We start from the raw sequence: 11,777 nt of genomic DNA on the forward strand, positions 1-11,777 counted from the left end.
GGTCCATGACAGGACCGGCCACGGTGCTTTTGGGTGGCGTGATCAGCTCGTGGCGAACGGCAGCACCAGCCGCGACGGATGCTCGGCATCGCGGTAGATCTTGTGCGTGGTCGGTCGCCCGATGGGCAGGTGGAACGAGTCGGGCGGGAGCAGCGCGTTGTGCTCGTCCTGCATCGGCTCATTGGCGGAGAGCTCTACGACGAGCCGGTGACCCGGCAGGATCGTGGCCGCGAACGGGTAGATGCGCAGGACGTACTCGTTGATCTCGCCGGGCACCACCGGCGCCCGGCGGGTGTGCGGGTGGATCGGGCTGCCCTCGGTGGTGCGCTCCAGGTCGAGCTCTCGCTGGCTCGCCTTCAGGTAGGCGGTGGACACGAGCCGGCGCTTGCCCGAGGGCGCGTAGTCCCAGATCCGGGCGATGAGGTTGGTGTCGTCCTGGTCGATCTCGGCGTACACATGGAACGCGCCGGTGCCCAGCAGCTCCATCGGCACCTCGAGCGCCGGGGTGGACCAGGTCAGCATCCCGATGGTGTCGGTGGTGATGATCGGCGCCTGGAAGTAGCCCTCGTAGCCGGCGACGTCGGTGCCGAAGCGCTCCGGCGTCTCCGACAGCTTCTGACGGCCGCGCAGGTAGAGCGCCTTGTGCTCGGCCTGCTTCGGCGGCCACGACTCGGCCTCGACGTAGTGCCTCGTGCCCTCCATGAAGACCGAGACGGCCGGCTCCTTCTCGATGCCGTTGTCGATGCCCTTGAGCCACTTGTCGTACCAGCGGAACATCTCGTCGTGGTCCTCGACCCATGGCCGTGACTGCATCGGCGGATAGGGGCCGATGGTCAGCTTCTTGTGCTTCGAACCGATGTTGAGGAAGGTCTCGATCGTGGAGTCGAGCGTCCAGCCGCGGCCCTGCTCCATCGTGAGCCAGACCGGGATGTCGATGTTCTTGGCGAGGTTGACCGGGTTGCGCTCCTCGTACCACTCGCCGTCGAGGTCGTTGGTGATGATGTCGAACCACGCCTCGTGGTGCTTCGGGTAGTGCAACGTGTGGACGAGGTTCGGCCAGGCCTGGACGTCGGGGTCGGCGAGACGCTCGGCCACTCGGGCCTTCACCTCCTCCTCGGGCACGCACTCGAGCATCCGTGAGGTGGTGCGGTCGGTGAACGCCCAGCCGGAGTCACCGCCTCGCCCCTCGCGGGCTGCGCGCGGCATGAACCACATGACGCCGCCGTGGTAGGTCGTCTCGTAGAAGTCGTAGTGGCCACCGGAGACGAAGATCGCCTTCAGCGAGGGCGGGCGCTCGGCCGCCGCGAGCACCTGCATCGAGCCGAAGTAGGAGATGCCGATCATGCCGACATTGCCGTCGCACCACGGCTGCGCGGCGACCCACTCGATGAAGTCGTACGCATCCTGGCCCAGCGGCACACCACCGGCGTTGTAGTTGCCGACGTGGTCGCCCTCGGAGGCTCCGGAGCCACGCAGGTCACCGATCACGTGGACGTAGCCTTCGGCCACGACGCGGGCGATGTCACCGGCCTCGATGCAGCCGTCCCACAGCGGGGATGGCCGGCGCTGCGGCGGGATGGTCAGGGCGAGCGCCTGGAGCTCCTTGCCGTAGGGCGAGAGCGCGACCAGCGCGGGGCGCGGGCCTTCGACGTCGCCGCCGTAGGCATCGGCGGCGAGCTTCACGCCGTCGCGCATGGGCACGCTGAGGTCCTTGTGGACGGTGATCTGCTCGGTGCCCGCCTGGATCGTGCGGATGTCGGTCATGAGTGCTCCTTCAGCATCCGGTAACCGTGAAGGGAGGTGAAGAACGGCGATGGCTCCAGGGTCGGGTCTCCCCCGTAGCCGAGCTCGGTGGCAATCTGTTCGAAGGGCGAGCAGCGCGAGTCGGTCTCGACGGGCTGGAAGCTGGTGATCGCAGCCCGGATCTCGGCCTCCCGGGCCAGGCTCGCCTCCAACGCCTCGCGAGCGCCGGCGGCGTCGAGCACGACCGGGAACGGGCTGCCATCGACGCGCCGGTAGGGGTGGCCCAGGAACAGCCGGCCCGGCTCGAGGGCGAGCACCTTCTGCAACGAGGCGCGGTAGGCATCGGGATCCTCGAACCCCGGGAAGCCGCTGGCCGCGCCGTAGCCCTGCGCCGCGTCGCCGATGAAGACGTCGTTCGACCCCTCGATGACGTACGCCACTGCGCCTGGCGTGTGCCCCGGCACCGCGGCGACGCGCACCGAGACCCCGCCGAGGTCGAGCGCGTCACCGTCCGCGACGGTCAGGGAGGGCGTCATCTCACCCGAGATCGCCTCGAGGACCTCGGCCGACTTCTCAGCTTCGAGTGCGGCCGCGTCCACGTAGTCGCCGCGTAGCGCGAGGGCCTCCTCGACGTGCGCGCGCCGGGAGCTGAGGAAGTGTGCGTCGGTCTGCGAGATGACCACCTTCGCCTGGCGGCCGGTGGCCTCCCACAGTGCGTGGGCACCTCCGACGTGGTCGATGTGACCGTGCGTCAGCAGGATCCACCTCACGTCCTCGATCCGTCTCCCGAGCTTCTCGAGCTCGGCGGGCACCCCGGCGGCTGATGCGGCGACTCCGGTGTCGACGAGGGCGAGCTCCGGGGCGTCGATGAGGAAGCTGAAAAGCGCGAACCGCCCCCAAGGAGCGGCGATCGGGTGGACATCGACGGCCATCAGCCCTCCCGCAGGAACTCGGTGATGGTCTCGAAGACCTGGGCGAACTCCGGGATCTGAGAGAAGTTCTGGACGAACCCGTGGTTCGCGCCCTCCCAGCGCACCGCGTTCACCTCGATCCCGGCCTCCCGCAGCCTCTGGGCATAGCGCTCCCCCTCGTCGCGCAGCGGGTCGAACTCCGCGGTCACGACCAGCGCCTTGGGCAGACCCTCGAACGAGGTCCGTTTGATCGGCGAGACGAGCGGGTTGTCGGGGTCGGCGCCGGAGTCGAGGTAGAACGCGTTGAACGGCTTCAAACCGGCAGTTTCCAGGCCGTAGCCGGTCGCGTTCTCCACCAGTGAGGGGTAGCGCGTCTCGTCGAAGTCGAGGTCGAGCGAGGGGTAGAAGAGGATCTGGTGGGTCACGGCGTCGTAGCCGTCGTCCGTGGCCATCGCGGCCACCACCGCCGCGAACGTGCCGCCGGAGGAGTCGCCCGCGACAGCGAGCGTCGAACCGTCCCAGCCGAGCTTCTCGCCGTTCTCCTGCACCCACCGCACCGCGGCGTAGCAGTCGTGGAGGCCCGCCGGGAACTCGTTCTCCGGAGCCAGCCGGTAGTCCACCGAGACGACCTTCAGACCGGTCGCCCTCGCGAGATGGCGCGCGACGTGGTCGTGGGTGTCCAGCGACCCCAGGAAGAACGCGCCGCCGTGGAAGTAGACGATGACACCGGACGCGTCGGTGGAGTCGGCGTAGATCCTGACAGGTACGTCACCCGCCGACATGTCCTCGACCGACGCGATCGGCAGCCGGTCCCCGAGCGGCGGAACGTGGCTGGCCTCTCCGGCGCGCATCGCGACCGGGTCGAGCACGGCGGAAGGGGCGGGAAGCGTCGCCAGAACCTTGGCGACCTCGGGATGGATGGGCATCTGTGATCAGCCCTCCTGACGTCCGGAGTTCGGCTTCTGACCAGGAAAGACGTCGTTGACCTCGTCCTCGCTCCAGCCCTGACGGGAGATCCGCTGCAGCTCGTCGGTGACCGGCTTGCGCTCGGCGACGTACGCCTCGAGCGCCTCCGGCACCGAAGCCGCCGCGACCAGGGCGCCGGCAAGAGCGCCGGCGTCCAGGATCGCCGAGTTGGCGCCCTGGCCCTGGTGGTGACACATGGCGTGAGCGGCGTCGCCGAGCAGGACCACCGAGTCGGTGGACCACCGCTCGACGGGGTCGATGTCGTAGACCGCGCGCTTGTTGACCGCGGCGAGGTCGAGCCGTCGGGTGGCATCGACGATGCGGGGGTCGAAGCCCTCCACCGTCTTCAGGATGTAGTCGAGGTCGACCTCGGGCGCCCAGGTGCCGTCGACGTCCAGGGCGGTGATGTCGAAGGAGACCTGTCCCCGGGAGAGCAGCGGGAGGAGGTAGACCTTGGTGCCGCGGCCGATGTACATCCGCAGCTTGCCGTCGGCGACCAGGCTCAGCAGGTCGGCGTCCTCGACGACGACTCGGTAGGCGTGCTCCCCGGCGAAGACCGGCTGGGCATCGGTGAAGAGCTGCTCGCGGATCACCGACTTGATCCCGTCGGCGGCGACGACCAGGTCGTAGGTCTCGCTCTGGCCATCGGCGAAGCTCAACGTCGCGCTCGGGCCGTTGTCGGCGATCTTCTCCAGCCGGTGACCGAGCTTGACCATGCTCTTCGGCAGGGTGGCGAAGAGCGCCTCGATGAAGTCACCGCGGTGGATCAGGTGGGTGGTCACTCCGTGCGCGTCGACCTCGGGCCAGATCTCCTCGGCGATCGGGTGACCTTCGGCGGTGAGGATCTGGAAGGACTCCGAGGCGTTGGAGACGCTCGTGATGGCCTCCAGCTCACCCCAGGCGCGGAACTGTGCCAGCGAGGAGGGTCGCAGCCCGATCCCGGCGCCGACCTCCTTGATCTCGGAGGCCTGCTCGTAGACGGTGACGTTCGCGCCGGCCACGGTGAGCGCCTTGGCGGCGGCCAGGCCGCCGTAGCCGCCGCCGACGATCGCGATGGTGAGGTTCTTCAGGTCCATGGTGGTCTTTCAGTTCGTGGAGAGGGAGGACAGCGCGGGGCTCTGCTGGCCCAGGCTCTGCTGATCCAGGAAGGCAGCGGGGAGCTCGACGAAGATCCGGTGGATCGTCTCCTCGGTGACACCGTTCTCGCGCAGGGCGGGCAGCAGGGTCTCGAAGAGGTAGTTGACGGTGTGGCCCTTGACCCCCGGCCAGCCCAGGGGCGAGCAGTTGGCGTCCGCGGAGGCGAGGACGGAGTCGACCAAGCCGTCGCGCAGGTAGCCGAGGAAGTGCTCGAGCCGCTCGGCGCGGGGACGCCCCCAGAACGGCGGGTCTGGCAGCTCCAGGTCGTAGCCGAAGGTGTCGAAGCCGATCCGCCCGCCTTGCGCAGCGATCCAGCGGTCCTTCACCTTGCCCTGGGAGACACCGTCGTCGGCGTGACCGAAGAGCACCCGGTGCAGCGGCAGCCCCTCCTCCGCGAAGACCTCGACGGCCGGCTCGACGTCGACGGCGAGATGAGTGAAGATCGGCACTCCGGTGGCGAGGGCAGCACGGGCGGCGGCCCGGTAGATCCGCAGGTCCAGCGGCTTCATCCGGAATCCGCGGGAGACACCGACCTTGATGATCCCGGCTCGTGCGGTGGTGCCGGGGATGCCGACGGTGATCTCGTGGACGAACTGCTCGGTCAGGTACTCCACCGAGGCCCGCTCGAAGAACGGCAGCGCGGTGTCGCCGCCGACGAACCCGGTCGAGGCGACGATGTGCACTCCGGTCTTCTCCGAGAGCGACTGGTAGTAGGGGACGTCGCGGCCGTTGCAGATGCCGGTGGCGTCGACGAACGTCGCAGCACCGTAGGGCCGAGTGTTCTCGGCGAACCTCCGCAGCTTCGGCACCGTCTCCTCGTAACGGATCTCGGGGCTCCTCCACCACCGGGTGTCCAGCTCCGAGCCCGGCATCCCGTAGCCGATGTGTTCATGGATGGCGACGAAGCCGAGCTCCTCGACCGGGATCGTCCCCAGGACGGTGTTCACAGAACCCATCGCTCAGTCCTCCTTCACGGCCAGCAACGTGGCCGGGTTCGTGATCAAGATCTGGTCGGCGAGCTCACCGGGCAGGTCCGCCCGCACGGCGGAGATCAGACGGTCGTACGCCGCCTCCGGCACCTCGTGGCCGAAGGCCTGCCCCACTCCCCCTGTGGCAATGAGGATTCGATCCGCATGCCCCGCCTCGGCCAGCGCCACGGCCTCGGATGCCCCTGCGAGGACGACGTACGCGCCCTGCTCGGCCAGCTTCGCGGCGGCGGATCCGGGGCTCGAGACCGCGACCCGGCTGGCGCTCAGGCCCTCCTGGGTGACGACGGCGAGCTCGGCGACCGCATCGGCTCCGGCCACGAACGTGACCGGCACGCCGGTTGCCAGCGCGGCGCGGGCCGAGCCGCGTAGCAGCTCGACATCGGTGGGCGTAGCCCCCTCGGCGGTCACCGCGGTGGCGATGACCCCTGCGTGTCCGCGGCGCTCCACCCGCGGCACGACCATGCCGTCGGTGACCTCCGCACCGAACAGGTCTGCCCATTTCTCGGCCGGCCACGGGGTCGGCGGGTTGGTCTGCGGGGTCAGGAAGTAGCCGCCCAGCATGCCCTCCGGCCCTTGTCCCGTGGACGCGATCAAGTGGACGCCGGTGGCGCGGGAGAGCGCCTCGTACAGCCGCAGGTCACGACCGGCGAACTGTCCCGTGACGTCAACGACGCCTCCGCCCCCTGACTGCTTGAAGGCGCGCAGCTTGGTCGCCAGCGTCTCGAAGACTGCCGCTCGGTCGAGGGTGATGTCGTAGGCGTACTGCGCGCCGGGCAGCACCGACAGAAGCGCCTCGTTGGTCAGCGTCACCCCCAGGTCGCCGGAGGGGACCGGCCCCAGGACGGTGTTCACGATCTTGCCCATGTGTCTCCTTCGCAGCACGACTCGACCACCCTGTGGTCGCAGTCACAGTAGGCTTCGGTAGACATCATGTCAAATGACTAGACTATTTGTCGCGGCTGGATGAGGTCCCCGATTCCGGGGATGCTGCACTGCGGCCCTCTCCCCTGTCGTGGGATCCCGTTACCGTGCTTGAGCAGCACGCGCCCGCACTCCGGACGTAGCCGCGGGGACCCGGATCACCGTCCCGCGGACCTGGGAGCGCCGGGCGCCCCGCGGCTCATGCGACGAGGCCGTAGAAGGGAGCAGCGTCGTGGCAGGTCTCCTCCGTCGGCTCGGTGGCTTCTGTGCCCGGCACAGCCTCCTCGTCATCGGTGCCTGGATGCTGGTGCTCGTCACCGTGGTCGTGGCCGTCTCGACCCTCGGCGCCAAGACCAGCAACGACCTCGCACTGCCTGACACCGGTAGCCAGGAGGCGAAGGACCTGCTGTCTGAGCGGTTCCCGCCCCAGCAGAACGGCGTGAACCCGATCGTCTTCCACGTGAGCAAGGGGAAGCTGACCGACTCCGCCAACAAGCAGGCCGTCGACGACGCGGTGAAGGAGATCGGCAAGCAGCCGCACGTCCACACCGTCACCAACCCGCTGAGCAGCGACGGACAGACCGCCGGCCTGCTGTCGAAGGACGGTCGAACGGCCTTCGCGCCGGTGCTGATGGACGTCGGGTCCGGCGACCTGACGGAGGAGATCGCAGGCAACGTCCTGGACGCCACCCACCCCGCACAGGACGCGGGCATCACCACCGCGGCCGGCGGCTCGATCGGCTCGACTCTGTCGACGGACGAGTCCAGGACCAGCGAGGTCGTCGGGATCATCGCCGCGATGATCATCCTCAGCCTCGTGCTCGGGAGCCTGGTGGCCATGGGTCTGCCGATCATCACCGCCATCGTCGGTCTCGGCGTCGCCCTGGCCACCGTCGGGCTGGCCGGCCACCTCCTCTCGATCCCGACCGCCGGGCCGACCCTGGCCACCATGATCGGCCTCGGCGTGGGCATCGACTACGCCCTCTTCCTGATCACCCGCCACCAGGACCAGATGCGCGACGGGATGCCGATCCGCGAGTCGATCGCGCGCGCGGTGGCAACGTCCGGCAGCGCCATCGTCTTCGCCGGCTGCACCGTCGTGGTGGCCCTCCTCGCGCTGGGCGTGGCCGGCATCCCGCTGGTCTCCGCGCTCGGGTACGCCTCGGCCATGGCCGTGGTCGCCGCCGTCCTGGTGGCGATCACCCTGCTGCCTGCTTTCCTGGGGTTGCTGGGCCACCGGATCAGCTGGGCCTCGCTGCCGGCGTTCATGCGTCCGGGACGTCGGCGCGGCAGGGGCCTGTGGGCGACGTGGGCCGGAGTCGTCCACCGCCACCCGTGGGTGGTCGCCGGCGTCTCGCTCGCGGCCCTGGTGCCACTCATCATCCCGGTGCTCAGCCTCGAGCTCGGCCAGGAGGACGTCGGCGCCACCTCGAAGGAGACGACCGAGCGGCAGGCGTACGACCTGATCAGCGCGGGCCTGGGCGTCGGCTACAACGGTCCGCTGCAGGTCGCCTCGTCCTTCGACCCGCCCGCGGCGCCGAGCGAGGAGTACACCCAGAAGTACAACCAGGCGATGTCCCTCAAGTCCGACCTCGAGAAGAAGCAGAAGGAGCTGCCCCAGCAGGAGCAACAGCTCAAGGACCAGCAGGCAGAGCTCGAGGCGGAGCAGGCACAGCTCGAAGAAGAGCAGGCGTCCCTGGAGCAAGCGAGCGCGCAGCTGCAGGCGCAGCAGGCCGACCTCGAGCGAGAGGCAGCTGCGCTGCGCGGGCAGCAGGCGGACCTCGAGCGGCAGGCCGACGCGCTGCGCGCCGAGCAGCGGAGGCTCGAGGCCGAGCAAGCACGCCTCGAGGCCCGCCGGGACCAGCTGCGACGCGAGGCGAGACGACTGGCGATGCAGGCCCGGCCGCTCGTCCGGGAGCTCGTACGCCTCCGCGCCCGCGAGCGCGTCCTGGAACGTCGCATCGCCCGCGCCGAGCAGGACGGCGACGAGGCCCGGGTGGAACGGTTGCAGGCCCGCCTCGACGCGGTGGAGGCCGACCAGGTCGCCGTCCAGAAGAAGCTCGCGCCGCTTGAGAAGGAGGCGCGCAGCCTCGCCCGTCAGGCCCGCCAACTGCAGGCGCAGGCACAGCAGCTCCAGCGACAGGCCGACGCGCTGCAAGGGCAGGCCGACGCGCTGCAACGGCAGAAGGCCGAGCTCGAGCGTCAGGCGGCCTCGCTGCAGGCCCAGGGTGATGATCTCCAGGCGCAGGGCAACGCGCTCCAGGCCCAGGCCGACGCGCTGCGCCGGCAGGGGGACGCGTTGGAGCAGCAGGCGGCAGAGCTCCAGAAGAAGGCCGACGACCTCAAGGCTGCACAGCAACAGGCCGAAGAGGAGCAGAAGGAGGCCGAGCAACTGCAGGACGAGCTCACCCAGATGATGACGGCGGCGGGCGGCGACGAACGTGGCACCGATCTCCGCGTGGTGAACCTGCAGCAAGGTCTCTCGGACACCGACGGGGTCGCGGCCCTGACCCCACCGCAGATCAACAAGAAGGGCGACGTCGTCCTGCTCTCCGCCGTACCGACGACCTCCCCAGCTTCGGACGACACCGCCGACCTCGTCGGGCATGTCCGCGACTCCGTGCTGCCGAGGACGAGCGAGGGCACAGGCGTCACGTCGTACGTAGGTGGCTACACGGCGTCCTACGTCGACCTGGCCTCCCTCATCTCGGCCCGGCTGCTGCTCGTCATCGGGACCGTCATCCTGCTGGGCTACCTGCTGCTGATGGTGGCCTTCCGCTCACTGCTCATCCCGCTCCAGGCGGCGGTGACCAACCTGCTCTCGGCGGCCGCCGCGTTCGGCGTCCTCACCGCCACGTTCCAGTGGGGCTGGGGCATCGACCTGCTCGGCATCGACACGGCGTCCTCGACCGTGCCGATCGCCAGCTACGTACCCCTGATGATGTTCGCGGGCCTGTTCGGACTCTCGATGGACTACGAGGTGTTCCTCGTCAGCCACGTCCAGCAGCACGTCCACGAAGGGGCCGAACCCCGGCAGGCGGTCCACTCAGGGCTGGTCGCCAGCGCCCGGATCACCACGGCCGCGGCCCTCATCATGGCGTCGGTGTTCGCCAGCTTCATCCTCGACCCCGACCCGACGATCAAGCAGTTCGGCGTCGGCCTCTCCGTCGCGGTGCTGCTCGCGGGCATCCTCGTGGTCACCCTGGCTCCGGCAGCGCTGGTGATCTTCGGGCGTTCTGCCTGGTGGCTGCCCGGATGGCTCGACAAGGTTCTCCCCCACATCTCGATCGAGGGCGAGCCGGCGCCGGCCGGGACTCCGGACGTCTCGGATACGCCCCGTCACCGGGAGGACGAGAGCACCGGGGTGCCGTACGAGCGGTGATCGGCCCCCGACCTCGGGTGCCGTCTCGGCCTCATTGATCGAGGTTTCGGACGGCGATGCCTTCCAGCGCTCTCTTGACTGCCTTCTCCACGGCCGAGGCGGGAACCCCGGCCGGAACGACGAGCATCCCGATCGATGCATCGCTCTCGTCGGCGAAGGTGCGATGGACTGCGGCCAGTGCCTGCTCGATCTCCCGCTGAGGGTCCGTGCACTCGCGTCGAAGCCATCGGCGAAGCACGCGGTTGTGTGCCGCGACGACTGCCGCTGCGGTCATCTCGGCACGGAGCTCCGCTTCCGGCGAGGCGTCGGCCCAGTGACTCAGGTAGCGACGGAAGAGACGCTGGTAGCGGGCCCCACTCACCAGCTCGCGCTCGCGGAGCGCCGACACGGTGGACGTGAGCCCGTAGCGCTCACGCGCACGCTCGCCCTCCGCGACGTAGTGGAACAGCACGATCTTGACCGCGTCGGTGACGGCGGCGAGGCCGGCGTTGGGAGGCGAGGAACGCAGTCGCTCCTCGATCCGGCCGAGGAGCTCGTCGTGGTCGGGGAAGATCACCGCTTCCTTGGACCCGAAGGAGCGGAAGAAGGTGCTGCGGCTGACGCCCGCTTCGGACGCGATGTCGTCGACCGAGGTGGCGGCGTACCCCTTGATCCCGAACAGGCGAAATGCCGCGTCGGAGATCTCGTCACGCGCTGCTGCCATCACTCTCCTTTTTGGATCGATCCCTGGACATCATGCCCCATGACACTTAGTCTCACTCATTGACACTGAAGTTCACAAGGAGTCCCGTTGAGCGCCGAGCCCACCACCGCACCCGATTCCCCGGGCGCCGAGATCGACCTGCACACGACTGCCGGGAAGCTGGCCGAGCTGGAGCGTCGTGTTGACGAGGCCGTCCATGCTGGTTCCGCGAAGGCGGTGGAGAAGCAGCATGCGAAGGGGCGTCAGACCGCTCGTGAGCGGATCGAGATGCTGCTCGATGAGGGCTCCTTCCAGGAGGTCGACGAGCTGGCCCGCCACCGGTCCACTGCGTTCGGGCTGGAGAAGAACCGGCCCTTCGGTGACGGGGTGGTGACCGGCTACGGCACCATCGAGGGCCGCCAGGTCTGCGTGTTCTCCCAGGACTTCACCGTCTTCGGTGGCTCGCTGGGTGAGGTCTACGGCGAGAAGATCACCAAGATCATGGACCTCGCGATCAAGACCGGGTCCCCGCTGATCGGGATCAACGAGGGCGCCGGCGCCCGGATCCAGGAAGGCGTGGTGTCCCTGGGGCTCTACGGCGAGATCTTCAAACGCAACGTCCACGCCTCCGGGGTGATCCCGCAGATCAGCCTGATCATGGGCAACTGCGCCGGCGGGCATGTCTACTCCCCCGCGGTCACCGACTTCACCATCATGGTCGACAAGACCTCGGCCATGTTCATCACCGGCCCCGACGTGATCAAGACCGTCACCGGTGAGGACATCACCATGGAAGAGCTGGGCGGTGCCCTGGCCCACAACTCCAAGTCCGGGGTGGCCCACTACATGGGCGCCGATGAGGCCGACGCGATCGACTACGTCAAGGCCCTGCTGTCCTACCTGCCCTCGAACAACATGGAAGAGCCCCCGGCCTTCGAGGAGACCGCGGACCTGGAGATCACTGATCTGGACCGGGAGCTGGACACCTTCATCCCCGATGGCGGGAACCAGCCCTACGACATGCACGAGGTCATCGCCCACATCGT

General features: G+C 68.9%; 9 protein-coding genes. 2 read left to right on the top strand and 7 right to left on the bottom strand.

From position 1 onward, the window contains the following. Positions 1–42: 42 nt before the first annotated feature. The 6 genes from ACFU7D_RS25150 to ACFU7D_RS25175 are packed head-to-tail and all read right to left on the bottom strand — an operon-like array spanning position 43 to position 6,610. Positions 43–1,764 carry a CocE/NonD family hydrolase gene (locus ACFU7D_RS25150; RefSeq protein ID WP_378872515.1) on the bottom strand — a complete coding sequence of 574 codons (1,722 nt, stop codon included), beginning with the start codon at positions 1,762–1,764 and terminating at the stop codon, positions 43–45. Further along, positions 1,761–2,675, bottom strand: a complete 915-nt coding sequence (locus tag ACFU7D_RS25155; protein ID WP_378872518.1) for an MBL fold metallo-hydrolase — start codon at positions 2,673–2,675, stop codon at positions 1,761–1,763. Before ACFU7D_RS25155 ends, ACFU7D_RS25150 begins: the two co-directional genes overlap by 4 nt. Then, positions 2,675–3,580, bottom strand: coding sequence for an alpha/beta hydrolase (locus ACFU7D_RS25160; protein ID WP_378872520.1), 906 nt, complete (start codon positions 3,578–3,580; stop codon positions 2,675–2,677). Before ACFU7D_RS25160 ends, ACFU7D_RS25155 begins: the two co-directional genes overlap by 1 nt. A 6-nt stretch (positions 3,581–3,586) precedes the next feature. Next, the gene (locus ACFU7D_RS25165; protein WP_378872523.1) at positions 3,587–4,696 is read right to left on the bottom strand and encodes an FAD-dependent monooxygenase; all 1,110 of its coding nucleotides are present in this window, start codon (positions 4,694–4,696) and stop codon (positions 3,587–3,589) included. 9 nt (positions 4,697–4,705) lie between these two features. Next, positions 4,706–5,713, bottom strand: coding sequence for a phosphotriesterase (locus ACFU7D_RS25170; RefSeq protein WP_378872526.1), 1,008 nt, complete (start codon positions 5,711–5,713; stop codon positions 4,706–4,708). 3 nt (positions 5,714–5,716) lie between these two features. Continuing rightward, positions 5,717–6,610, bottom strand: a complete 894-nt coding sequence (locus ACFU7D_RS25175; RefSeq protein ID WP_378872529.1) for a hypothetical protein — start codon at positions 6,608–6,610, stop codon at positions 5,717–5,719. Positions 6,611–6,899: 289 nt separating this feature from the next. Here ACFU7D_RS25175 and ACFU7D_RS25180 point away from each other — a divergent pair, with 289 nt between their 5' ends. After that, entirely contained in the window at positions 6,900–10,049 is a 3,150-nt protein-coding gene (locus tag ACFU7D_RS25180) for an MMPL family transporter (RefSeq protein WP_378872531.1), read from the top strand. Between the two features lie 31 nt (positions 10,050–10,080). On the opposite strand, the gene ACFU7D_RS25185 is transcribed toward ACFU7D_RS25180, so the two are convergent. Next, a complete protein-coding gene (locus ACFU7D_RS25185; protein ID WP_378872533.1) occupies positions 10,081–10,752 on the bottom strand; it encodes a TetR/AcrR family transcriptional regulator in 672 nt (223 codons plus the stop codon). 87 nt (positions 10,753–10,839) lie between these two features. Here ACFU7D_RS25185 and ACFU7D_RS25190 point away from each other — a divergent pair. Continuing rightward, the coding region (locus ACFU7D_RS25190) for an acyl-CoA carboxylase subunit beta (RefSeq protein ID WP_378872535.1) at positions 10,840–11,777 on the top strand (938 nt) is incomplete at its 3' end.

This window comes from Nocardioides sp. NPDC057577 (genome assembly GCF_042801335.1).
Classification (GTDB): domain Bacteria; phylum Actinomycetota; class Actinomycetes; order Propionibacteriales; family Nocardioidaceae; genus Nocardioides.